Raw genomic sequence first — 24,706 nt, 5'->3', positions numbered from 1 at the left:
TAAGTGGATTTCTGTTATACTCAGTATATATATATCCGGTATTTAAAGTGGAGGGGTCGGGTTGATTACGGTAGAGGGATTAAGTAAAAGGTATCCACTTGGAGAAAGACCAGCGGTGGATAAAGTGGATATACACGTAAGGCAAGGAGAGTTTGTGGCCGTTATGGGACCTAGCGGATCCGGAAAAAGTACACTGTTAAACTTGATAGGGGGGCTGGATGTTCCGGATCACGGCAAAATTAGCGTGGACGGGCTGTCTCTACACAACTTGTCGGAAAAGCGGCGAACGTTGATCAGACGGAGAAAAATCGGATATATATTTCAAAATTATCAATTATTGTCTGAGTTGAATGTGAAGGAAAATATCGCTTTTCCTATGGCTATGGACCGTTGTCCACGAGAGGAAATCCAGATGCGCGTCCAACAATTGATCCATGCACTGGATCTAAAAGGGAAAGAAAATTCTTTTCCGGCGGAACTCTCGGGTGGGCAGCAACAACGGGTAGCTATCGCCCGCGCCTTGGCCATGCAACCCAGGGTAATTCTGGCCGATGAACCCACAGGAAACTTGGATCGCCGTCGTAGCTACGAAGTGCTGGAGATCTTATCGCGGCTTCACCGGGAAGAGCGACTAACCATCATCATGGTAACCCATGATCTGTCCGTTGCCGGTTGTGCAGAGAGAGTTCTTCTGTTTAAAGATGGTCGCATCGAATCGGACATCCGGCAGACGGAGGTGAATTTACAGCGTGCTCTTGAAGATTTCCTGGCAGAACTTCAGGCGTAAGCCTCTTCGTAACTTTCTCACTCTCCTAGGAATCGCTGTTGGTGTTGCTTCCCTTTTGGCTGTAATCAGCGGAGTGGAAACAACGGATCGGTTGATCCGTGAAAAAACGCAGGAGTCTATAGGAAATTCAGACCTATTGATCCATCCAACAGAAGAACACATTCCGGAAGAAGTATTATCTGAAATAAAAATGATTTCCGGTATCCATGATGCTGTGGGAGTAATCCAGCAACCGGCCCAACTACAGCCTTCTGAGCAGGAAAAAACTTCGTTAGCGGCACGATCGGTTCAGTTAATCGGCTTGAGTCATATGGATACTTCCTTGTTTCCTTTGAAAGTGATACAAGGGCAACTGGGTCAATCCGGATTCATTGTTCCAAAGACCACTGCCGAGGTGTGGAATGTAAGACCAGGAGATAAACTAACTCTGAAGGTCGGCGAACAGCAACACACTATGTCAGTAGCGGCAGTGGTGCAGGACACCTCGTTTTTGGAAGGTCCCGGAAAATGGGAGGAGGCTGGCAACCGGAATTGGCGGATCGCACTCACGATCAACCAATTGGAACAATGGACTGGTGAAACAGGGTCACTTCAGGAAATTCGTTTAGACATCATGGATTCCGAGCGAGTGGACGTTATTCAAAAAAGACTGGAAAAGCGGTTTAAACAAGAAAATAGGCCGATCTATGTGGAACCGGTATTGGCCGATCCTCGTCAAAGTAACCGGTTAGATGAATTGTACTTTCTATTGATTGCAATTGGCGGAACCGCTCTGTTCATTAGTTGCTTGATTCTGTTTCAAACCTTTTACACCAGTGTGACCGAGCGGGAGAAAGAATTTGCTGTCATGAAGTCTCTTGGAGCCACGCCAGATCAGATTCGGGGAATTGTTTTGTGGGAAGCCATCCTTTTGTCCGGGTTGGGAACGTTATTGGGGATTTTTCCGGGAATTTGGATGGCTACAATATTACAAAGGGGGATTTTTCGCTCGTTTCAGATGGAAATTGATTATGAGTTGCAATTGGGGATGGCCTTGCCGATTACGTTAATTTTAGGAGTTTTACTCCCAGTGATCGCATCCCTGCTGCCAGTACAACGAGCCAGCGGTGTCAGTGTGGCGGCGGTACTCGGACAACATCGCATTAATAGAGCAGTGTCTATTTCAAAATGGCGAACCCCGGTTGGATTTGTTTTATTAGTGGCCTCTTTATCCGGTCAACCCTGGTCATACTTTCTTGCAATTCTAGGCGCATTTTTATTGTTACCTTTGTTCTTAAGAGGGGTTGCAGGATTAATTCGGGGTTTATTCCGACAATGGACGGAAAGTGAAGTGGCGTGTCGAAACGCTCTTCAACGGATGTATCGTTCGTCCAATATGGTAGCAGTCCTAACATTGGGAGTCGCCCTTTCGCTGATGATGTTCTCCGCTTTTGAACATCAAAAAATGTTCTTAGACCAGGAGATTACAGCGACTTTCGGGGGTGAATTGCTTGTTGAATCGATCAAGCCCATCCAAGAGAAGGACATGAATACCATGCGACAGATTGAAGGTGTGCAAGATGTGTCCAGGATCAAGAAAGCATCCGTTAGATGGCAGTCTCCCAACCAGTTGCATCAGATGAACGTATTGGGAGTCAACCCGAAGTGGCAACAGTCCCATCCTTTATTCACCACGGAAAATACGAAGGGATTCGATTTAAATACCCCAGGGAGTATTCTGCTGGGAGACCATGCATTTCAGCAATGGGGAGGGGAAGTCGGGGAATCCATTATTCTTGAAACACCATCGGGGCGAAAGAAATTTCAGGTTGACGGAGTCGTCAAGACGCAATTTGACGGCGGTTATGTCGGGTTTGTTGCGGAAGATCGGATGAAGAATGAATTTGGCGTTCATACTGCTATCCGAAGTCTGGTTGCATTGGAAGAAGGAAGTAGTCAACGGGCTTTGAAAGAGAATCTTTTCCACAAGATGGGAGATCACCTGATTCGGGTGCAAACCTTAGAAGAGGAGATTCGCTGGCAGCAGCGTACCTTTCCGGGTCTATCTCTCCTCTTTACGGGATTGTTGGCAGTCACTCTCACGACAGCTGGGATCGGCATCGTCAATCTCTTGATGATAAGTGTAACGGAACGATTGCAGGAATACGGAACGATGAGGGCTCTCGGAGCCAGCCGTGCTCAAGTCTACGGCATGGTATTCGGAGAAGGAGCCGTTATCGGGGTTACCGGGATTGTGGTTGGGTCTGCTTTGGGACTGTGGTTGATTGGCCTCAATGTTCTTTCAGATGAGGTGAACATGTATTTTTTGATTCCCTGGTCTGAATGGCTGATTACTTGTCTGACTAGCGCTCTGGTTACTTTTCTAGCTACTTGGATTCCGGCTCTTCGCGCCGGCAGGGTCAATGTGCAAGAATCCATTCGCAGTTGAACGATAAGAGCGGTTTGTAATCCTTTCTCTTACGGAGTCTATTCATCCGTCGGGGGATTGCCCCAAATACAGGCGGTGGAACTGAGGAAAGAACGATGTCTGTGAAGCATGCCATATTAGCCCTGCTGCATCAAAGAGAGCGGCATGGGTATGAAATTAAGACCAAATTTGAGAGCATGGTGCACGGCCAATGGCCCTTAAATACAGGGCAAGTGTACACCACATTGGATCGCTTAACGCGGGACGGATTGGTCGAACCTTTGAAAGAAGGGGGGAGTAGGGAGCGTAGAGAGTATCGACTCACGGAGGACGGTCGGAAGGAGCTGCACCAATGGTTGCTGGAACCAGTAGAACGTTCACTTCTAAAAGATGCCTTTTTCTTTAAACTCCTCTGTGCACAAGAAATCGATTTTCGGCAAGAGACAGAGATGCTGAACCGACAACGGGCGTCCTTGGTTTATCACATGATGCAGTTGCGCCAGTTACGAGCTCGCCTTGATCCTGAGCAACACCGTTCCATGATTTATCTGGTGGAAGGTGGGATTCTTCATCTGGAAGCCGATATGAAATGGGTGGAGATGTTGTTGGAAGAGGCAATGGAGTCATAAAAGATCAGAATGTATTTTTTAAACTAGTTTGCATTACAAACTTCAAATAAAATCTCTATATAATACGTCGAAAAACAAACCCAAAAACAATGTTAGGTCAAGATTTCTTACCTTTAGGCTTATCTCAATCCGTTTAAAGATCGAAAAAAGGGAGATGAATTTGTTGGAGAAGCAAAATTATAAAAACCATCGGAAATTGGATCCTACCTATCACTTTATGTTGGCGCCGCTCAGCTTGATTATCTTCATAACAACGCTCGTCTTATTGATCTCTTCCCTGCAATCGGGAGAGATGATCGGGTGGGCTGTCATCAGTTTAATGATGAGTATCGCGCTTCTCTTAACTGTAACATTGGTACGAATTTACCCTTTAAAAATACAGGATCGGATCATCCGATCCGAACAACAGCTCCGACATTATATCTTGACGGGAGAGCTCCTCGATCCACGTCTCACCTTAAAGCAAATCGTTGGATTGCGGTTCGCTAGCGATGCAGAGTTTCCTGAACTGTGTAAGCGGGCCGCTGAAGACAACTTGACAGGAGAACAAATCAAGAAATTAATCCAAGAATGGCAAGGGGATTATAATCGAATTTAAATCACAAAAACCACCGTTTGAAGCCGGTGGTTTTTGTGATTTTGGTATCCGGATCCCTTCATTTCGCGTTTCGGTCTATTTCCATCCCTTTGGGAAGAAGTTGTATAGCATATCCCTGTTACCTTTGCACCATGGGAAACAATAAATCTCCATCGTTTTCACCCCGATGAAATAGGGGGTGTACCATGAGTTTCTATGTTGGTTTTCATCTTGATCCTCCCAAAGGGTACGTTCCTTGTACGTACACAGTTTTATCATAAAACGGATGGCCAGAATTTTGTTATCTTGCTCTTACATTCCAAAACACGCTCAACTACCCATGAATTGGGGTATACTGCCTGTGGAGGTGACCGCATGGCACAGAGAAATTTACTCATGAACGACACCCATAAGCAACCGATTTATTGGTCGCTATTTGAATACGATAACTGGAAATTATATATGGCCGCAACATCTAGGGGACTTTGTTACGTCGGTTCCCCCAACAAGCCTTTTGCAGAACTGACGGATTGGGTTAACAATCGTTTCCCGCAGTTTGAACTTGTACGTAATGATGAAAGGTTACAGCCTTATCAAATGGAATTGGCTGAGTATTTTCAAGGCAAACGCCAATCGTTTTCGTTTCCAGTTGATATTCAAGGTACGAGCTTCCAACAGGCGATATGGAATGCCCTTAATCAAATCCCGTATGGGAAAACGGTTACGTATTCGCAAATTGCGGAGCTGATTGAAAAGCCCCAAGCCGTCCGGGCCGTTGGAGCCGCGATCGGAGCCAACCCCGTCCTCATATCCGTTCCATGCCACCGGGTGATCGGAAAAAATGGTACATTGACAGGCTATCGTGGCGGTTTGGAAATGAAAAAACATTTATTGCGCTTAGAAGGTGTGACAAATGATTGATCGATCGGAGCGGATTTTGCGACATAGGATTGGAATACCATTCACCAATCACTGAACAAGCAGGGGTACGTGAAACTCCCACCTTTGTTGAGCCGCCACCAATGTCAAGAAATCATTGACAGGTACGATGAGGAAACCGATTATCGCAGTCGAATCGAGATGACGCGATACCGGTTTGGAATATCGTCAAGCACCGATCTTTTGAGCGAATTTTTGTGAGTCAAGAAGGCTTTATGCCTTAACAACTTCGCGCCTGGGTTTCCGTGATCCACGGAAGCTCTTTTCTTTCTTTTTGGCTGTCTGGTTTCCATTTCAGAAAAATAATTTGACATTGCTGACAATCCTATGTTAGGAAAGGTTTATAGTTGGGGGAGGCGATTGCAAAGGAGGAGTAAACGTGAAACAAAAACCGATTATTGCTGTTTTTTTCGCTTTTTTATCCATTTTTCTCTTGAGCACTCCCATAGGACACGCAGCACCAGGCGACCGTATCGTCGATGAAGGGGAATTCTTTACTAATCAAGAGATACAAGAGTTACAGCAGCTGTTTAACGATCAGTCTTATGCTTACTATCTGAAAACGGTTCCGGACTTAAATGGAGAAAACATTGCCCGTTTTGCAGATGATGAGCTACGATCACTACCGCAGGGTGCAGTCTTAATCGTATTGGCGAAAGAAGAGCAAGAGATCTACATATCGACACGGAATGATCGCATTGATCAGAGGAAGATTGAGGAGGTGACATCTTCTTTTCCGGCATATGCGCAAAGGGGTGACTTCAGCGGCGGCGTCAAAGAGGTGGTACAACAAATTGAGGGATCATTCTTTGGTTCGATTTTCTCCAGTGCTTCTACTTTTTCCAAAGAGACACTATTCGTTATTGTTGGCGCCATAGTCGTCGTTCTCTCGTTTCCGGTCACCTTAGGTCACCAAGTGTATCACATCATCTTAGAGCGGCGCCGTTTCCGCGATCTCTCCAACAAATGGGCAACGCTGGAGCAATCGTTGTACGCTCCCTATAACGAAGTGGATGAGCGTATCAAACTGAGTGCTGGAAAAACATCCGAAAACTTGGACGCCATCAAAAACGGGTTATGGTCGTTAATTGAAGAGGTGAAGGCATATCGGGGTAGTCTTCATTATCCGATTCGATTGTTTAAAAGAAAACAGATGAAAAAAATGCTAAAGAAGATCAATTCGAAGTTAAAGGAAACAAAAGGGCGTTTTAACGAATTGAAAGCGCGGATCGATGAACTGAAGCAATTGGAAAAAGAAGTGTCAGCCAATTTGAAGCAGGGAAAAAGCCGTCTACAATCGATCCACCAACAAGTCACATCCTGGCAACAAGAGAAAGAATGGCCGTTACAGCAATTGCAACACTGCTATGAAGAAGCGAATAATTTACTGGAACAAGCGGAAAAACACGATCACTCCCTCGACTATGTGGCCAGCCACCATTATGCCGAAAAAGCGGAGAAACAAATCAATCAGCTGGAAAAAGACATTCAAACGATGGCGAAGCATGAAGAAGCGGTTCATACGTTGGAAAAGATACAGCAACAAGTATGGACTGACATCGACCAACAGGTAAAAGATGAAAACTTGTTGCTCCCGGACGCCGACCCATATCAATCTGTGAATGATGCCGTCGATTATATTGCAGGTATTCGCGAGCATTTTTGGCAAGGGGATGTTCCCGGGTTTCAGGAGCAATACGATCAGTTTCAACAACTCCTGCAAAAAGGGCAGCGCACAGTGGATCAACTGTTGGAGTTGCGAGACGGGACAGCGGTGGAAATGAATCAGATTCGCTCCACCATTCCGGCAACGGAGGAATTGGATCAGCTGTTTGCAGAGCAGATGGAACGATTGCAACCCATGTTTGAAGGGCTTCATTTTGACGATCTTCCGAATCGATACCAAAAAATGATCGAGCATGCTCACGATATAAAGAAACGCCTGTTTACGATCGAGGAGGATCTCGCCGTCAATGTGCAACAATATCATCGGGCAGGGCAGCGCATGAACGAGGCAAAACAGGTATTTCGCCAGTATAAACAAGAGCATAGGGAATGTTTTGGTCGATACGACCAGTTGCAACAACAATTGTCTAATATCAAACAACGGGTGCAAACTGCAGCGGATAATCTGAACAAATCCGTGAAAACGGCTGAAGCGGAACAGCTGCCGATAGCGGCGGCTACTGTAACCGTAGTTGATGTGCAACAGCAATTAAACGAGATCGATGTCCAGATCAAACAACCCCCGCTAAATATCCACGATTTGGAAACAGAAAGCAAGCAGCTTGAGCGAGATGCGCTCCAATTAAAGCGGGAAGTAAGCCAATGGCGAAAACAAAAGAAGCAAGCTACCGCAGAGTTGGAAAAGGTGCAAGAATCCTATCGTTCCTTCGGCATGTCGGGTGGATTGACGATGCACAGCTATCGTCGGGATTTTAAGCGCTCGACCGATACGGTTCAAATCGCGATCGATAACGGTTCCTATGCGGAAGCGATGGCCGATATCCGCCATGCCAAAGGCATCATCCGGGAGATGGAAAAGGAGTATCGCAGGATACAACAACAAAAACAACGAGATCGCTTGCGTAACTCTTCAACGAAAGGAGCGGGAGCAAGCTGGGGCAATTCTAACTCAAAAGGAGGAGGGGCAAAGTGGTGAATCACTTATATTGATCGGTATAAACACAAAAATGACTCGGAAGCCACAAAAGCGGTTCCTGAGTCATTTTTGTGTTAAATTAGAGCCCTTTATGTTGTTTTTCCATTGCATCCACATATTCTTTTGCTTCTTTTAAGCCAAAGTGGGGATAGAGCATCCTTGCCTCTTTGATTGCCTCGATTTTCTTCCCCTGCGCAAGAAGTTCCACAACCTTTTGATTCTGTTCTTCTTCACCTACATCTAATTTTTTGGCGATTTCACGAAGCAAATAGTGATTCCGCTCTACTTGTCGCTTGATTTGATTGAGTCGTTTTTCGAGCAAACCATAATAAATAGCGAAAAAAACGAGAAGTAATCCACCGACTGATAACACAATCGATTCCAACTCAATCACCCCTCTCTCCCATGCAGTTTGATGAACGGATTTTCGAGAAGATTCACTCTTTATTCAACCGAGCCTTTAACGCTGCTAACTCATCGTCTACTTTGTTAGAAGAGGTGAGGCTTTTCACTTCATCATCAAGGGAGCGGTTGGCACTGCGCATATCCTCGGAGGTTTCTGCTTCTGCTTCATATTGCAGTACTTTCTCTTCCATTTTGTTAAAGCCGTCACGGGCGCTACCATGGTTCACATCGGAAAGTGTTCGGTTTACTTTTGTTCTTGTTTTGGCACTGACGGCACGTGCTTGTAGTGCATCTTTCTTCAATTTCATCTGTTGATATTCATCTTTCATCTCTTGTAACTTGCCTCGTAATTCCTCCGACAACGATTGGGCTTCTTCATAAGAAGCTTGTAGTGTATCTACTTGTTGCTGATGGTTTTGCTTATCTTCCAACAGCCTACGTGCTAAATCTTCCTCACCGGCTTCAAGGGCGTGGATCGCCTGTTGTTCCCGCTTTTCTACAAGTGTCTGCGCGTCATTTAACTTTTTCTCCAACATTTTTTCATTGGCGATCTGGTTAGCTACTGCCGCTTCCACTTCAGCGATATCTTTCCCCATGTCGATCATATATTGATCCAACATTTTGACTGGATCTTCCGCTTTATCCAATGCGGAGTTTAGTTCAGCAGAAACCAGTGTACGAACCCGATTAAAAAAACGAAACATAGAAAGCCCTCCTTGTCATAATCGGTTTTAGTTTACCATAGCTACAGTCATTTGAGCGTTTATTTACAAACAAAGGGAGTCTACGTGATATCCAGAAGAAAATCAAAAATACATCTATTATCTATTGACAGACTAATATTCCTATTTTATTATAAGAACATACATACGAATTCTACTTTGTCTAGCTGATTGTGCGGTGTACCGCCGCACATGCCGTGATGTGTCACATTCATCACCCGGCTCCGCGCGACTTGGCAGGCCTAATGCGGGGATACCCCCCTTTTTCGCCTACTAGTCAAGCGTAGCTACGGCCAAAAAGGGGGGTATCCCCGCAGGCCTGTTCAGTGGCGAAGCCAGCTCCTATGAGTTGTAGTGGACGAAGTCGATTTCCGGCCTGGCCTTGCAAAAGGTCGGGCCCTTTTTCATTCAAGGGTGGGCGATTCATCAATTGCAAAGATGCATTGCTCTTCTATCTCCAGAAGGAGGGTTTCAAGCAATACCGTCTTTCATTCCACGACTAAATCTGCGGACTCTCAGACGGCAACATACTAAAGACGATGTAAGATCTAGCATAAAATCAAAAAATATTTCTATTATCCATTGACAGACTAATGTTCCTATTTTAAAATGGGAACATACATACGAATTCTGCTTTGTCCAGCTAATTGTATGGTGTACCGCCATACATGCCGTGATGTGTCACATTCATCACCCGGCTCCGCGCGACTTGGCAGGCCTAATGCGGGGTGGTGCACCCCTTGTGGCCGCCTAGTCAGGCGAAGCCGCAGCCAAAGGGGTGCACCACCCCGCAGGCCTGTTCAGTGGCGAAGCCAGCTCCTATGAGTTGTAGTGGACGAAGTCGATTTCCGGCCTGGCCTTGCAAAGGGTCGGGCCCTTTTTCATTCAAAGGAGGGATGAGTGATTGGGAGATTCATCAAAGTTGGTTCACGTTAACCGTGCCAAGCGGGAATACCAACAACAAGTTACCTGGTGGCGGGAACAGAAGCCGAAAGCGCAGTTGCCGCCAGAGTTGGAGAAGCTTCTGCGCAACAATGATCCTGCGTTTATTCAAGAGCTAAAAAGATTCGCAGTTGGATTTACAGTAACCGTCCAGCGATACAATCGCGAAACTCGTCGGTATGAGCGGATTGAACCAAACCCCGCTGTAGACACAAATGACGGTTCTTGGTTGTGGACGCTGTATCTGCGAAAAGAACCCTTGGCCAAAGAGGCAGTACGGACGTTGTTGGAGTATGCATCCGATGGTGAGATTAGAAGAATGGCTGAAAATCTAGTGGAGAATAAAGATCGCTACTATTGGATTAACCATTGGCAGTACAGATCATACTGGTCTGGGCGTTATTGGGAGAAATTCATCCCGTTTAGCCATGTCTTTTTCCGCTATGTTAAAGGGATTTATAAGCTGGCGGAACAGCGGAAAGATGAAAAAATATGGTCGGTGTTGGCTTATCGCTTTGATGTAGAGAAACAATTTGGCTGGTATCTTCCTCAAAGCCTTGACCCCTCCAAACGATTTTACTCCCCTAAGACTCATCACTACCTCCGCCGCCGTAGCTGGCGCACGTTGCGAGACCTAGGGGAAAAGGGCTCTCCCGACTATGTTCGGTTGGCGACGGAAGCTTTGTTATGCTATGAAAGCAAAAATGGCATCAAACGCTGGGATATGGATTCTAAAAACTATCGGGATTTTTCGCATTTATGGCTGTTTAACCATATCCTCTTCCACAATAGCTCCCGCTTCGTCTATAAAGGTAGTCAAACCTGGAAGGCTGCCACCGCAGAATCCCCCGATCCCCTCGCTTGGACCGAAGAGCGGGAAGAAGCTTTTCCGGAATTGTGGGATCATCATCCAGACCAATTGCGGCGGCTGTTTTTGGAAGGAAAGGCAGGCCCGGTGATCCAGTTTGCGGCACGGGCGCTCATCCAAGGTAATCCCTCTTATTTGCAAAAGATCTCTCTAGAGCAGCTGCAAGACTTGTTATCTTCGTCGGAACATTACACCCGAAGAAAATGGGCCACTTCGCTCATTCTGGACCGCTTGACGCATCCCGATTTACAAGCGCCGGATTTTGATGCCTGGATGTCCTTTTCTACCCATCAAGATCCGGCGATCCGGAAAGGGGCCACCTGGTTTATCCATCAGTATCGCGATCGCTGGAGTAACGAGCATGTCATTCAACTGCTGCAACGCTTTATCGCCGATTTACGCACAAAAAAAATAACGGATCCACAAACGATCAAAGACTGGGTAGAGCTGACCCAAAACGCTTTCGCTCATGTCTTATCGGAAATTACCACTATCGATCTCGTGAAAGAAATGGTAGAAAGCGATCATCCCGCTTTATTGGAATTGGCAGCTTCTCTGCTAGAGCAGCTCGACATCTCCAAGCACCCCCTAACTGGAGCACAGTTGTTGCCTTTTTTAAGCTGTGGACACGGATCGATCCAAGAGGCAGCACGAGGGATACTGTCGGAGCATTTTGTCGCTTTGGAATTGAATGGAGCGATATTAGCTGAGATCGCTTCAATTCCCGGCGAAGACCACCAGGCGTTTACAACCCAGTTTTTCCGGGAGCGGCGATTGTGGATGGTACCATTGTTGCCGGAGTTTCTGCAAGAGATGTGGATTCGTATGCTTCGTTCCGACCTTCCAGATGACGTCAAGGGGTATATTCGTGATGACCTCTTGGGAGGATTGTTTTTTGACGAATTGGCCGATATCCCCTTTGAAAAAGTGTTACGGCTGATTGAAAGCGACCAGGCTGAGTTACGGGAATTGGGTGAACGCCTGTTCTTGTTGACCGATCCAGAGCCGAGGAATCTGACTGCAGGACAATTGTTGCAGTTGGCCCATTGCCCGCTTGCACGAGTGCGAGAAGAAGTGCGCAATATGATCCCGCGGGAACACCATCGGTTAACGGATGATCTATGGGTCAACCTGGCTGAAACCGACTGGGACGACACTCGCAACTGGGTATTCGATCAGTTGGAGGCCCGACCTGCGGAAGCGATCTCCCCTGATCTCATTTATGGCTTACTGGATACCGCCCGCTCGGATGTGCAGCAGTTGGCGATGACATTGGTCCAAGCCCATGAACACCGGCTTGATCTGTCAGAATTGATGTTTCGCGCTGCTGAAAGCCCTCATCTGCAAGTGCAAGAGTATGCGCTGCAATTGGCCAGTCGGATGACATGGAGGCCGGAATCTCTTCAGCGGATGGAACTCTTTTTCCGCACCGTGCTGTTCCGCGTTCACGGAGGGCGGAAAGCGAAGGAGATGGCACTGGACCTATTATTGCCGCTTGGAGAAGAGAGCAGGGAAAACGCGGAAGTGATTGTGCCCCTATTGGCGGACGTTTCCCATAACTTTGGCCGACAAGATTTTGAACGAGTGTTGCTTGCTATTACACGGATTCAAGACCGTTATCCTGATTTGCAGTCGCCAGTGACGATTTTAGCTTAAGCGTGAAGAGAAGGAGGGATAATTGTGCAATTTCTACAATCGTACGCCAAATCCAGCGGTATCAGCCATGCGGATGGTCGGACACTGGTCGATTTCGCCCCGGACTTGGGGCGGGAGCCCACTTATTTTCAAGGGAAGATCAAAGATCCCATCCGCTACCGCGATGCCATGATCGCTCTTAGAGACGTGGTCGTATCGGATCTCAACTATAAACCGCGGGATCACAGCGCTTACCAGGCATGGGTACAGGAACAATACATGCTGGATATCGCCGATGCGATAGGGGAAAAGGAAGCCATCGGGGAAAAGATCAAGCATGTGCAGGAGCGGCTTAAGGAACTAAATCGATTGCGCAATGAACGGATGGGCAGCTTTTATCAAGCGCAACAACAGTATTTCAACTGGCTTTATAAGAATAGCCCGGATGCGTGGTGGGTGTTGGACCCTGTCATTACGGTTGCGCCGGATCAAGTCTTTTTTGAGGCATTTTCATTGGATGAATCCTCCTATGGGCGATTGGCTGTTCATTCGGAGTTGTTTGACGATGTAAAGGAATTCCAATATGGGACGACCAATATCGATTTCTCCGATAATCTCCTGGATGAGATTAAACGGATTCGCACCTATCGTCCTACCGAATTCCAGGTGGATCCTACGGGGTTTGAAGTGGCGACGGAAGGGCGAGAAGTATACAAAGAGAAAAAAATCGATGTCCCCGTCAGTTGGATTCGCGGCTTTTTACAGGTGCAGTCCGCGATGGGTATGCCTACTGATTCCTTCGATGTCAAGCCGATTGACATCTATAATGTATGTACCTTCCTGCGCCGCAACAAAGAACGGCACAGCCCGCGCTCGCTGCGATACATTTTGAAGCCGGGACAACCAGTTAAGCTGGTGATTCAACCCTGGAACGAGGAAATGACCTTCGCCGGCTCCGTCTATACCGGTGAGGAAGAGAAGGAAATCCGAACCTGGGGGAGAAGACGCCTGTTTCTGTTGGAACGGCTATTACCTTTGGCCGACAAAGTGACCGTTCATTTGTTGGGAACCGGTATGCCCAGCTTCTTTGTGGTCGACCTGGGGACTTTGAGTTTTACCCTCGGCCTTTCCGGCTGGACGCGCAATGACTGGGCTGGTGCTGCCAATTTCGATTTAATGATGGGCAGCGGTGGAGAGGCGACTCCTGATCAAAGCGCGCTGGTCTTTTCGCGGTTGAAACGGAAAAAGACGGCTACTGCAGAGGAGTTGGCACAGGAAACCAATCTCTTTTTATCCACTGTCCAGGCGGCCTTGCGGCAGCTGTGTAGCGCGGGCAGGGTGATGTTTGATCTGGAGATCAGCCGCTACCGTCTGCGGGAGTTGACCCGTGATCCCTTGCCGATAGAGCAATTGAAGTATGCCAATCCCCGGGAAGAAGAAGCGGAACAATGGATTCAAGAGGGGCGGGTATCGCTGGATTCCAGTATCCCTACGGCAGAAGGTGGCGTTGAGTTGAAGGGGAAAGCGAAGGGGAAAAACCGATCTTTTCAACCGGCGGCCACTTTGGACCGGGACGGCCGAATCGTTCACGCCTCCTGCGATTGCTGGTTCTATAAACAAAATCGTTTGATGCAGGGACCCTGTGAACACATCATTGCCGCAATGTCCTTGTATCGAATGCAATAAAGGAGGGAAAATCATGGCGGAAGAGGATATCAAGCAGGAGGCGGGCCCACTGACGCGGGAAGAGTGGATCGCTAAGGTACGCAGCCAGGGCCGGGACAATACCATTCGCGAGGAAATGATCCGCTTAGGATTTTGGAGCAACGATGAATTATCTTCAGAAGAGCAGCGCCAACAAGCAACCGAAGACGAAGAATACCAGCAACTCTTAAAAGAGCTGAATAAGCTAAAAGCGGAAAGCGCCAAGCTGTCCAATCTCAATGAGTTGCTAAAGATTGCAAGAAAAAAGCGCATTGAAGAGAGCAAGCGTAAACGGGCAGAACGAAAAGCTCGTCGCGAGCGGGAGCAGGCCGAGGCGGCACAGCGCTGGCAAGCACACAAGCAAACCCATGTGATCCATGCTGGCCGCGGAGTGTCTGGTGGGTTGCAGTCGACGGTATACGATGAAGCGAAACTGATAGAGAATAACCTTCCGCTGATTCGCTCTTCACTCGAATTGGCAGAAGCGATGGAGATCCCAGTGGGCCGCCTTAAGTGGCTAACCTATCATCGGAAAACGGCTACCCTTAACCACTATCAACGCTTTACAATCCCTAAGAAAAGCGGTGGCCGCCGGGAAATATCGGCCCCCAAAAAGTCATTGCGCGCCGCCCAACAATGGGTAAAAACCCATATTCTCGATGCCTTGACTGTTCATCCAGCTGCCCGCGGCTTTGTTTCCGGGAAAAGCACATTGGATCATGCTGAGCCCCATCTACAACAAGCGGCTGTCGTTAAAATGGATCTCAAAGATTTCTTTCCTACCATCCGTTTTCGCCGGGTAAAGGGATTTTTCCATTACCTTGGATATAGTGAAGCCGTTAGCACCATATTCGCCTTACTTTGTACGGAGCCGCCACGAAAAGAAATACAATTCAACGGCACCCGTTATTATGTGGCGATGGATGAACGTCAACTTCCTCAAGGCGCCTGCACCAGTCCGGCTCTTTCTAATCTGATCTGCCGCCGCCTGGATCAGCGTTTACGAGGGCTGGCAGAAAAGCACGGTTTTCATTATACCCGCTATGCGGATGATCTCGCTTTCTCCTGTGGGGAAGACGGATTGAATGAGATTGGAGCGATCATCAATACTTCTCGCGATATTATCCGCTTTGAAGGATTTGCGGTAAATGAGGAAAAGACGCGGATATTACGCGCTTCCAATCGACAAAACATCACCGGGATCGTTGTCAATCAAAAACCAAACATCCGGCGCAAGGATCTGCGAGCGTTTCGCGCTTTATTGTACAGTGTAGAAAAAAACGGCCTAGAACAGGAGAACCGGCACAATCACCCTCACTTCTGGGATTATATCAAAGGATATGCCAGCTACATACGAATGGTCCGCCCCGATCTAGAGGAAAAACTGGCACCACGCCTACTCCGTATCAGTCAAAAACACGGCCTCCATGCACCTGATTGGTGTAAGCAAGTAGCTGCAAAGTGATAAAAAATCGCTACCACCTTGAGCGTGGTAGCGATTTTTTACGTCCATGATAAAGTTTCACTTATTTAAGAACAAAGGTTCCGTTTGATGTTAAAATGAGAAGGCACCTATTTCTATTAAAAGAATACGAACGATAGCGGAGGGAGGAGCCATGGAATACCCAACAAGACAACAAAACGATCTCTCCACTGAATTTCAAGAAGTGTTAAAAAAAGCAAAGGATTACAGCCGCCATTCCAAAGCGGCCAACACTGCAAAAAGTTATCGTGCGGATTGGGAAGATTTCTCCGCCTGGTGTGAACAGCGCAACTTGTCACCACTCCCAGCCGATCCGCAGACCGTCGCCCTCTATCTGACGGATCTTGCAGACCGCCGTAAAACCTCTACCTTGCAGCGGCGCTTGTCAGCGATTAGTCAGGCCCATCAGGCAGCAGGACACGATTCCCCCACAAACGGATATCTGGTACGAACCGTATGGGCGGGAATCCGTCGGACAAAGGGAACCTATCAGGAAGGAAAAGATCCGATTTTGGTTGAGGACTTGCGGCTAATTGTAGAATCATTGCCCGACACGTTAACGGGAAAACGGGATCGGGCGCTTCTATTGGTCGGATTTGCCGGTGGATTCCGCCGTTCAGAGTTGGTCTCGATTAATCGCGAGGATGTAAAAACCGTTCCGCGGGGAGTGGTGATTCTGCTACGTCGATCCAAGACCGATCAGGATGGACGAGGAGAGAAGGTAGGGATTCCCCGCGGGTCCCGTCCGGAAACATGCCCGGTACGGTCGCTGGAAGCGTGGTTGACAGAGGCCGGTATTAGCGGCGGGCCTGTCTTTCGCCCGATTAACCGGCATAGCCAAGTGCGCAATCGGCGGCTTACGGATCGCTCTGTCGCTTTAATCGTAAAAAAAGCCGTGCAGCAGGTAGGATTGGATCCAACACGATTTGCCGGCCATAGCCTTCGTTCCGGTATCGCAACCTCTGCTGCTATGGCGGGGAAAGACGAACGGGCGATTATGAAACAGACGCGCCACAAATCAACCGGAATGGTACGAAGGTATATACGGGACGGGGAATTATTTAATGAAAACGCGGCATCAGATATCGGTTTATAATTGAAACGACAAAAAACCGGCATGAGCAGCCGGTTTTTTGTTGTAGACTCATTCAGGTTGATCCTGCTGTGATACAATGAAAAAGCGTAGCTACACTACCTGGTGCTTACTGTTGGGAAGCCCCCGGGTTGGCTTGGTTTCGGGAAAATACCGTTATTAATGAACGACCGAAGTACAAGATTAATGCTACCAAGGTGATTAACGCCACCATATATTTAGTCCAATGCGGCCAAGGTGCAGGGGTGATAAACCCTTCGATCAGGGCGGCGATGACAAACAACGGAATAACGCCGACGACCAACTGTCCGGTTACTTTCGCTTCCCGTTTAAAGGATTCGATTCGCGTTAACTCACCGGGTACCCAGAACGACCAAGCCAAGGAAAGCCCAGCAGCACCAGCGATAAAAATAGCGGCAAGTTCCAATACTCCATGGGGCCAGATCAAGGCCCAAAAACCGTACGATTCGCCAGCTCGATGAAAGAGAGCCGCCAAAGCGCCGATCAGCATCCCGTTCATAAACAACACCCATAAGGTGCCGATGCCTAGCAGTGCCCCCAATGCAAAACAGAGAAATGCCACCTTAATGTTGTTTTGCATAATCGCTCCTGAGGTGACCGCGTGATCCCATTGCTCCCGGTTTTCTACATCAGTGGAAGCGGCCGGATCAATGCCTTCTACCATCTCAGGTGGAAGAAAAGCTAAGGCATTCCGCTCATCGATGATGGTGGCACCGAAGGCCCATAAGCCGCCTGCGGTAAATATCAGCATGGCGATCAGAAAAAAGAGGGAGCGTTCATGGAAGAGTGCGGGAAAGCCTGAAGAAAAAAAGCGAATCATTCCCATGCCATCACTTTTGGTGCTGGCGGCATAGACGGCTTGATGACCACGGGCGGTTAAGGTGTTTAAATGACGGGTTACTGGATGTTCGGGGAAATACGTTTGGGCATAAGCCAAATGAGCGCTTACACGTCGGTATGTATGACCCAATTCGTCCAAGTTTTGTTTGGTGATGCGGCGGTCCTTGGCCAGCTCGATCAACGATTCCAAGCGGTTCCATGTTGCTTGATGTTTTTGAATGAATAGACTTAAACGATGTTGGGGTTGAACGGACATCCCATCAGTCACCTCCCGCTTTATTGTACCACGGATGGTGGCTGCGGGTAGAAGGAGAGATCAATCGATGAAGCAGGAAATACAGGTTTCCACTCCGGAATTTGTGAGTCTCCGTTTTACTGCAGCGGGATTGGGCACACGCATTTTGGCATTGCTATTGGATTGGATGATACTCAGCTTTGTATTGGGAGTTTTGGGATATATCGCTCTTTTATTTTTCGCTTTATTAGAAAGCATGGGATCACCACTATGGATGTCCATTATCGCCGGGATCGGATTTGTACTCGCGGTATTTATACCACAACTCTACTATATTCTGATGGAGACGTTTTTTCATGGCCAAACCTTGGGCAAAAAAGTACTCGGGATTCGAGTAGTGACCGACCGTGGTACCGCGCCCGGCTTTTTCGCCATTTTCTTGCGTAATGTACTGCGCGTAGTGGATAGTTTACCTCTTTTATATGTCGTCGGGATCAGTGCCGTATTTATCAACTCGCATGCCAAACGGTTAGGGGATTTGGCCGCCGGTACGATTGTGGTTAGGCAAGAAGAAGAAAGCAGGCTGCCACGAGTACGCCCCCTATACACCCGTGAGAAAAAACCCTTCTTTCAAGGGGAAAAATTGAGTCGAATTCCCGATTCCCGCTGGCTGCAGGTGGCAGAATTTTTGTCGCGCCGGGATGAGCTATTTCCTGAACGTCGAATAGAACTGGCTCAAATCATTTTTGCCAATCTCTTTCCTGGACGCACTTCGGATACGGCTGATACGGAGCGGCTGCTGGAAGCTGCATTCTTTCAATGGCGGGATGAACGACAACGAGTCAACCGCCCGGAAGGGGGTACCACGTGATGCAAGGGAAACGACGTGCACTTGTAACTGGAGCAGGAAGAACAAATGGAATCGGAGCAGCGATCTGTCGGGAATTGGCCCAGCGTGGAATGGATATTCGGTTTACTTATTGGCCTCTGGAAGAAAGGGAGGAGGCTACTGCCGCTGTAGAAGCTTTACAGGAATATGGAGTTAATGCAGAAGCAAGAGCATTTGACCTTTCCCAAACCGAGTCAATCGATTCCATCCTGGAGTGGGCGTCGGAGGGAGGAACCCTTCAGGTTTTGGTCAACAATGCTACTTATTCCCTGCGAGATATCAACTACCAAGCATTAACCCCGGAAATTTTGGATCAACATTATGCGGTGAATTTGCGTGCGCCCTTGTTGTTATCAGCAGCATTTGCCGATCGTTGCCCCGAAAACATAGGAGGGCGCATTATCTCGATGACATCAGGCCAATCATTAGGAGGGATGCCTGGCGAGATCGCCTATGCCGCCACCAAAGGGGGGATTGATGCTTTTACTCGTACACTGGCAGCAGAAGTGGCTGCGAAAGGAATTACCGTCAATGCAGTCAATCCTGGTCCAACCGATACAGGATGGGTAACGCCGGAGATTCGGCGTGAACTATTGCCCTATTTTCCCTTTGGCCGTTTGGGAGAACCGAAGGATGCTGCTCGTTTGGTCGCTTTCCTTGCCAGTGAGGAGGCATCCTGGATCACCGGTCAGATTCTTCACTCCGAAGGTGGGTTTATGTCTCGGTAATTATCATCGCTAGAAACCCTGGTAAAGATGAGCCAGGGTTTTATTTTGGTATTCTTACTCTTTTTCAATGATCCGATTGTGCTATTGTGGTGATACAGGTAAAAAAGGCATTTAATCTATAAAGTTTATAAGCCTTTTTGCTTCATATATAATAGGAAGTGAAATTATAACATTTGAAGCCACGATCCACCACCGCAGCAACTAATCTGCTTTTGCTTCAGGAAACATTGAAGCTGGAATTGGGGGTACATCAGTGGAAATAAAGAGGTTCACATGGAACAATCCATCGCTTAAAAGAGAGAAAAAAGATGATAGATCTGCTTGTGATTATGCGGGTAAAACGAGTGACTCCAACCAATCTTGCCCTGTCAGCAGCGGAAAATACTTTGGTACATATCAGAGAAGTCCATTTGAAAAGAGACGAGACCTTTTTAGTGAAGCGGAAAGCTTCATTCGTCGTTGCTATCAAGAACTAGGAAAACCAGCAATTCAAGCGGAGAAACGACTACTCGAAATTCGGCGAGAGATCGAAAGAAACGGCCATTATATACATACATCTGAAGAGTTAGCTCACGGTGCCAAAATGGCTTGGCGAAACAGCAATCGTTGCATCGGTCGCCTGTTCTGGAACTCCTTACAAGTATTTGATGCCCGTCACCTGCGAAAAGAAGAGGACATTTTTCACGCTCTTTGCCGCCATATTGATTACGCCACCAACAACGGTAAAATCAGGCCAACGATCACCATATTTAAGCCTAAGATCCAAGGCGCACAACAGACGCGCATCTGGAATCATCAACTAATCCGTTATGCCGGATATGAGACGGAAGAAGGTATTGTAGGGGATCCCCACTCCATTCCATTTACAAACGTGTGCCAAGCGCTCGGGTGGGAAGGAGAGGGGACTGATTTTGATGTGTTACCTCTTGTCGTCCAGGTCAGAAACCAAAAGCCCCGTTGGTTTCATATCCCCGAGTCACTGGTGTTGGAGGTACCCATTGATCACCCGGAATATCCTTGGTTTGAAGAGTTTAATCTGAGGTGGTATGCAGTTCCGATTATTTCCGAAATGCAACTGGAGATTGGTGGGATTCAGTACACGGCCGCCCCTTTTAACGGTTGGTACATGGAAACGGAGATCGGTGCCCGCAACCTAGCCGACACTGATCGCTACGATCTCCTTCCCCAAGTTGCAGCCGGCATGGGACTCTCCACCAAAAATAACTCCAACCTCTGGAAAGATAAAGCCCTGATCGAGCTCAACATCGCCGTACTGCATTCCTATAAAAACGCAGGTGTCAGTATCGTCGATCATCATACGGCGGCTCAACAATTTAAGCACTTTGAAAGAAAGGAGGAGGAAGGCGGTCGCGATGTAACCGGAGATTGGATTTGGCTGATCCCACCGGTATCACCAGCAACCACCCATATTTTTCACAACGAGTATGAGGATGAGATCTTATCACCCAATTATTTTTATCAGAGTCGACCTTATGAGTGATCGGGCGTAGTTGAATAATCGGTTTAGCGAAAGGCATTCTCTTCTAGAATGTCTTTTTTTTTGTGCAGGTCAGATAGAATTGAATAAGGCATAATCTTTCAATTGCTACCGCGATGAATCTCCTTTATTATAATAAAAAGATATGATAGCGTTTTCAATCATAGGGAGGTTGTGTTGATGCAAAAAAGATGGGCTTGGGTTTGTGTATTGCTGTTGATCGTAACACCGGCGTTAGCGGCATGTAGCAGTGATGGGGGAGGGGGAGATAAGCTGTTCCTAACCATTGCTGCCGGTGGTCAATCCGGGGTGTATTATCCATTAGGCGCCGCACTCGGTAAGCTGTATGAACAGGAGTTGGATGCTCAGTCGTCGGTGCAGGCTACGGGAGCTTCTGTAGAAAATATCAACCTACTGGATAAGGATCGGGCGGAGCTGGCCATTGTGATGGGAGATGCGGCCACTCAGGCTTATGAAGGAGCGGACCCCTTTGACGGCAAGGTGGAGTCGTTTCAGGCGATCGCATCCTTATATCCCAATTTTGTGCAAATCGTGACGACGGAAGGATCAGGGATCGAAACAGTGGAAGACCTGAAGGGAAAACGAGTTGGCGTTGGTGCTCCCAACAGCGGAGTGGAGTTAAATGCACGGGCTATTTTGGAAGCTTATGATCTGTCATATGATGATTTTAAAGAAGATTTTCTCTCTTATGCAGAAGCGATTGATGGCATTAAAAACGGCACTGTGGACGCGGCTTTTGTCACCTCGGGGCTTCCTAATCCATCCGTTACCGATTTGGGTACTACCAAAAAAGTAAAGGTAGTCCCTATCGAAGGGAAAGGGATGAAAAAACTGCAAGAGTTGTATCCTTACTATGCTGAGGGAGTCATTCCAAAAGATACGTACGGAAATAAAGAGGAGATTACGACTGCGACCATTATGAATTTGTTAGTGGTGAAAAAAGATATGGACGAAGAAAGCGTCTATCAATTGACCAAAACTTTGTTTGAAAACCTGGATCCGATTCATCAATCCCATCATGCGGCAGAGGAAATCAATCTGGAAACCGCGCAGGAAAGCATCCCGATTCCCGTTCATCCCGGTGCGGAAAAATACTTTAAGGAAATCGGAAAGTAAGCAGGCTGTTCATATTCTCGCTTTCATCGCTCCGCGTTTGGATGGGGGGAATGGTTCTTTTACTGGGATGCGCTTGGTTGTTGTGGCCATTGCATATGTTACAGGTTCGTGATGTAGAAACAGAAGAAGTTTATTTTCGAGTGCCGGTAGAAGAAAGTCAAACGGTACGTCTGTCGTGGATCCATTCCATTGAGCGAACGCCCTGGGTGGAAGAGTACACGGTCCGTGAAAAACAGTTTTGGTTGCGGGAAGTACGAGTGAAATCCTTTGGCGCCGGTGTCGATGTAGAGGCGGCAGAGGTGGTCAATCGCGACGGCTGGGTGATCATGCGCGGGATGGATCGCTCCGATCCCGCGTTAATCTTTCGCTATTCTACTAAAGCTGAGTATCGGTTAGAAGTAGAGGGGCATCTTTTCAATCTAAAGCAAAGGGTAGCGCATCACCGACCGCTACAGGTGCGGATCGAAACATACCCACGTTTTTGGTTACTGATTCAAGATGGAGGTGAACCCGATGAAAACACCCCAAGTACAAACGGATAATCAAGCAGTCTTGGAAAAGTACGACAAGGAATCGAAATATCGGGTTTTTGACTCCCGTTGGCCTGCGTTGGTGGTTAGCGTTCTAGCTATCGGAATATCGTTATACCATTTGTACACCTCCGCCTTTCCCGTTCTGAATACCTATCCCCATCGCGCCGTCCATCTGGCGGTGATGCTGGCTCTGGTGTTTTTACTCTATCCCATGCGCAGCAAAAGTCCGCGCAATCGTTTGACGTGGTTTGACGGGATTTTGGCTGGTATTGGTCTAGTTACGGGGGCCTATATTGTTATTAATTATACGGATTTGGTTCAACGTGGTACAACGCTTTACAATGATATAGATCTATGGCTTTCCATCATCACCGTGCTGTTGGTGCTGGAGGGTGCCCGGCGTGTCATCGGGTGGGGATTGCCGGTGTTGGCGATTCTGTTTGTACTTTATGGGGTGTACGGGCGAGAGATTCCGATCGACGCCTTTGTTCACCGTGGCTACAGCTGGGAGGATACCCTTGCCTATATGTTTATGGGGCTGGAGGGGATCTATGGCACTGCTATCGGTGTCTCTGCCACCTATATTTTCTTATTTATCCTGTTTGGCTCGATTCTGGCCAAATCAGGGATGGGTCAGTTTTTTAATGACTTGGCTTTGGCGTTGGCGGGCTCTTCTAAGGGTGGGCCGGCCAAAGTGGCGGTCTTATCCAGCGGATTTATGGGCTCCATCAACGGTTCGGCCATTGCCAACGTGGTATCCACCGGCGCGTTTACTATTCCGCTGATGAAAAAAATCGGTTATGATCGCAATTTTGCCGGAGCCGTGGAAGCCAGCGCATCCGTAGGCGGTCAGGTGCTACCACCGATTATGGGAGCCGCGGCGTTTATCATGGCTGAGACCTTAGGCATCGGTTATGGAACAATCGCCTTGGCTGGGTTGTTGCCGGCACTACTATTTTACCTGAGCGTATTGACACAGGTTCACCTTCGCGCCGAGCGCTTAGGGTTGACAGGAATTCCAAAGAAGGAAATTCCCCGGGTAAAAGATGTGATGAAAGAGCGGGGGCATCTTTTGATTCCGTTGTTGTTCTTGATTTATCTCTTGTTTTTCTCCAGTGTCACCATCTTGTACTCCGCTTTTTGGACCATTTTAGTTACCATCGGTGTGGCGTCTCTGCGTAAAACCACCCGGATGGGGATTGGTGATCTGTTGGATGCCCTGGAGACAGGGGCCCGGGCGACAATAGGTGTAGCCATGGCTTGTGCAGTGGTTGGTATTATCGTCGGTGTGGCTGCACTTACCGGTTTTGGCCTTAATCTGGCTGGCGGCATTATTGAATTTGGTGGTGGCTCTCTCTTCCTTACCTTAGTATTTACGATGCTGGCGTCGATTGTGTTAGGAATGGGCGTACCCTCCATTCCCGCCTATGTGATTACCGTCACCATGGCTGCACCCGCTTTACTGCAGATGGGAGTGGAGCCATTGGTGGCGCATATGTTTGTCTTTTATTTCGGCATCTTTGCCAATATAACCCCGCCCGTTGCACTGGCTGCATTCGCTGCTGCCGGTATCTCAAGGGGAGAACCGATGAAGACAGGGCTACAGGCCCTGAAATTGGCAGCAGCCGGATTTATCGTACCCTTTATGTTTGTCTATTCCGATCAGCTGCTGTTAGTAAATGCAGATTGGAGCGAAAGCATCATGGTGATCCTTACGGCTGTCCTGGGCGTGCTGATGTTGGGTACTGCCTTAGAAGGATATCTATTCGCTCCGGTGTCGGTTGTATTGCGGCTCGCTTTGGTCGTATGTGCGATACTATTGATTCAACCCAATTGGATAACCGACCTGATCGGGGTTTTGGTTGCTGCAATCACCCTGTTGTGGCAATGGCGCAAAAAAGGGAAGGGGAGCGAGAGAATCCTGCCGGCGTGATTTTAACCATTTATATTTCTAGGAAAAACACCCGCAACC

The 24,706-nt window shown here is 47.9% G+C and carries 19 protein-coding genes; 16 read left to right on the top strand and 3 right to left on the bottom strand.

Going from position 1 to position 24,706, the window contains the following annotated elements; translation table 11 throughout:
* The first annotated feature begins 61 nt into the window (after window positions 1-61).
* The 6 genes from C8J48_RS06860 to C8J48_RS06835 all read left to right on the top strand — a co-directional run bounded on the left by C8J48_RS06860 (window position 62) and on the right by C8J48_RS06835 (window position 8,001).
* Window positions 62-787, top strand: a complete 726-nt coding sequence (locus C8J48_RS06860) for an ABC transporter ATP-binding protein (protein WP_107725570.1) — start codon at window positions 62-64, stop codon at window positions 785-787.
* Window positions 750-3,215: an FtsX-like permease family protein gene (locus C8J48_RS06855; protein WP_146160457.1), complete on the top strand. Its 2,466-nt coding sequence runs from the start codon at window positions 750-752 to the stop codon at window positions 3,213-3,215. Before C8J48_RS06860 ends, C8J48_RS06855 begins: the two co-directional genes overlap by 38 nt.
* Window positions 3,216-3,310: 95 nt before the next feature.
* Window positions 3,311-3,823, top strand: coding sequence for a PadR family transcriptional regulator (locus tag C8J48_RS06850; protein ID WP_107725568.1), 513 nt, complete (start codon window positions 3,311-3,313; stop codon window positions 3,821-3,823).
* A gap of 163 nt (window positions 3,824-3,986) precedes the next feature.
* Window positions 3,987-4,421: a DUF6526 family protein gene (locus C8J48_RS06845; protein ID WP_107725567.1), complete on the top strand. Its 435-nt coding sequence runs from the start codon at window positions 3,987-3,989 to the stop codon at window positions 4,419-4,421.
* A 354-nt stretch (window positions 4,422-4,775) separates the two neighbouring features.
* Window positions 4,776-5,321: a methylated-DNA--[protein]-cysteine S-methyltransferase gene (locus C8J48_RS06840; protein WP_281261191.1), complete on the top strand. Its 546-nt coding sequence runs from the start codon at window positions 4,776-4,778 to the stop codon at window positions 5,319-5,321.
* Between the two features lie 397 nt (window positions 5,322-5,718).
* Entirely contained in the window at window positions 5,719-8,001 is a 2,283-nt protein-coding gene (locus C8J48_RS06835) for a septation ring formation regulator EzrA (protein ID WP_107725566.1), read from the top strand.
* Between the two features lie 79 nt (window positions 8,002-8,080).
* Here C8J48_RS06835 and C8J48_RS06830 read toward each other — a convergent pair whose 3' ends face one another.
* Both C8J48_RS06830 and C8J48_RS06825 read right to left on the bottom strand, forming a co-directional pair.
* The gene (locus C8J48_RS06830) at window positions 8,081-8,386 is read right to left on the bottom strand and encodes a hypothetical protein (protein WP_170105231.1); all 306 of its coding nucleotides are present in this window, start codon (window positions 8,384-8,386) and stop codon (window positions 8,081-8,083) included.
* Between the two features lie 52 nt (window positions 8,387-8,438).
* Window positions 8,439-9,110, bottom strand: coding sequence for a PspA/IM30 family protein (locus C8J48_RS06825; RefSeq protein ID WP_107725564.1), 672 nt, complete (start codon window positions 9,108-9,110; stop codon window positions 8,439-8,441).
* A 922-nt stretch (window positions 9,111-10,032) separates the two neighbouring features.
* Between C8J48_RS06825 and C8J48_RS06820 the strand changes: the two genes are divergently transcribed.
* The 4 genes from C8J48_RS06820 to C8J48_RS06805 all read left to right on the top strand — a co-directional run bounded on the left by C8J48_RS06820 (window position 10,033) and on the right by C8J48_RS06805 (window position 16,856).
* On the top strand, window positions 10,033-12,594 hold the full coding sequence (locus C8J48_RS06820) for a hypothetical protein (RefSeq protein ID WP_107725563.1): 2,562 nt from the start codon (window positions 10,033-10,035) through the stop codon (window positions 12,592-12,594).
* 24 nt (window positions 12,595-12,618) lie between these two features.
* Entirely contained in the window at window positions 12,619-14,259 is a 1,641-nt protein-coding gene (locus C8J48_RS06815; RefSeq protein WP_107725562.1) for a hypothetical protein, read from the top strand.
* Between the two features lie 13 nt (window positions 14,260-14,272).
* Window positions 14,273-15,742 (top strand): reverse transcriptase family protein, encoded by a 1,470-nt coding sequence (locus C8J48_RS06810; RefSeq protein WP_107725561.1) that lies wholly within the window; start codon window positions 14,273-14,275, stop codon window positions 15,740-15,742.
* Between the two features lie 151 nt (window positions 15,743-15,893).
* On the top strand, window positions 15,894-16,856 hold the full coding sequence (locus tag C8J48_RS06805; protein WP_107725560.1) for a site-specific integrase: 963 nt from the start codon (window positions 15,894-15,896) through the stop codon (window positions 16,854-16,856).
* A gap of 106 nt (window positions 16,857-16,962) precedes the next feature.
* Here the strand turns inward: C8J48_RS06805 and C8J48_RS06800 are convergent, their stop codons facing one another.
* Complete coding sequence (locus C8J48_RS06800; RefSeq protein WP_107725559.1) at window positions 16,963-17,970, bottom strand: stage II sporulation protein M; 1,008 nt, start codon at window positions 17,968-17,970, stop codon at window positions 16,963-16,965.
* A gap of 67 nt (window positions 17,971-18,037) precedes the next feature.
* Between C8J48_RS06800 and C8J48_RS06795 the strand changes: the two genes are divergently transcribed.
* The 6 genes from C8J48_RS06795 to C8J48_RS06770 all read left to right on the top strand — a co-directional run bounded on the left by C8J48_RS06795 (window position 18,038) and on the right by C8J48_RS06770 (window position 24,667).
* Complete coding sequence (locus tag C8J48_RS06795; protein WP_170105229.1) at window positions 18,038-18,820, top strand: RDD family protein; 783 nt, start codon at window positions 18,038-18,040, stop codon at window positions 18,818-18,820.
* Window positions 18,820-19,566, top strand: a complete 747-nt coding sequence (locus tag C8J48_RS06790; RefSeq protein WP_107725557.1) for an SDR family oxidoreductase — start codon at window positions 18,820-18,822, stop codon at window positions 19,564-19,566. Before C8J48_RS06795 ends, C8J48_RS06790 begins: the two co-directional genes overlap by 1 nt.
* A gap of 253 nt (window positions 19,567-19,819) precedes the next feature.
* Entirely contained in the window at window positions 19,820-21,067 is a 1,248-nt protein-coding gene (locus C8J48_RS06785; protein ID WP_281261190.1) for a nitric oxide synthase oxygenase, read from the top strand.
* Window positions 21,068-21,244: 177 nt separating this feature from the next.
* On the top strand, window positions 21,245-22,201 hold the full coding sequence (locus tag C8J48_RS06780; RefSeq protein ID WP_107725556.1) for a TAXI family TRAP transporter solute-binding subunit: 957 nt from the start codon (window positions 21,245-21,247) through the stop codon (window positions 22,199-22,201).
* A gap of 77 nt (window positions 22,202-22,278) precedes the next feature.
* Complete coding sequence (locus C8J48_RS06775; protein ID WP_170105227.1) at window positions 22,279-22,743, top strand: DUF1850 domain-containing protein; 465 nt, start codon at window positions 22,279-22,281, stop codon at window positions 22,741-22,743.
* On the top strand, window positions 22,715-24,667 hold the full coding sequence (locus tag C8J48_RS06770; protein WP_107725554.1) for a TRAP transporter permease: 1,953 nt from the start codon (window positions 22,715-22,717) through the stop codon (window positions 24,665-24,667). Before C8J48_RS06775 ends, C8J48_RS06770 begins: the two co-directional genes overlap by 29 nt.
* The last annotated feature ends 39 nt before the right edge of the window (window positions 24,668-24,706 follow it).

Origin of the sequence: Desmospora activa DSM 45169 (assembly GCF_003046315.1) — a bacterium.
GTDB lineage: Bacteria > Bacillota > Bacilli > Thermoactinomycetales > DSM-45169 > Desmospora > Desmospora activa.
This window is presented reverse-complemented; position numbering and strand designations above follow the sequence as displayed.

Bases quoted from the DNA above. Each gene is read 5' to 3' on its own strand.
- C8J48_RS06780 (WP_107725556.1), top strand. From the start codon at position 21,245: ATGCAAAAAAGATGGGCTTGGGTTTGTGTATTGCTGTTGATCGTAACA.
- C8J48_RS06790 (WP_107725557.1), top strand. From the start codon at position 18,820: ATGCAAGGGAAACGACGTGCACTTGTAACTGGAGCAGGAAGAACAAAT.
- C8J48_RS06800 (WP_107725559.1), bottom strand. From the start codon at position 17,970: ATGTCCGTTCAACCCCAACATCGTTTAAGTCTATTCATTCAAAAACAT.
- C8J48_RS06850 (WP_107725568.1), top strand. From the start codon at position 3,311: ATGTCTGTGAAGCATGCCATATTAGCCCTGCTGCATCAAAGAGAGCGG.
- C8J48_RS06840 (WP_281261191.1), top strand. From the start codon at position 4,776: ATGGCACAGAGAAATTTACTCATGAACGACACCCATAAGCAACCGATT.
- C8J48_RS06810 (WP_107725561.1), top strand. From the start codon at position 14,273: ATGGCGGAAGAGGATATCAAGCAGGAGGCGGGCCCACTGACGCGGGAA.
- C8J48_RS06795 (WP_170105229.1), top strand. From the start codon at position 18,038: ATGAAGCAGGAAATACAGGTTTCCACTCCGGAATTTGTGAGTCTCCGT.
- C8J48_RS06825 (WP_107725564.1), bottom strand. From the start codon at position 9,110: ATGTTTCGTTTTTTTAATCGGGTTCGTACACTGGTTTCTGCTGAACTA.
- C8J48_RS06770 (WP_107725554.1), top strand. From the start codon at position 22,715: ATGAAAACACCCCAAGTACAAACGGATAATCAAGCAGTCTTGGAAAAG.
- C8J48_RS06805 (WP_107725560.1), top strand. From the start codon at position 15,894: ATGGAATACCCAACAAGACAACAAAACGATCTCTCCACTGAATTTCAA.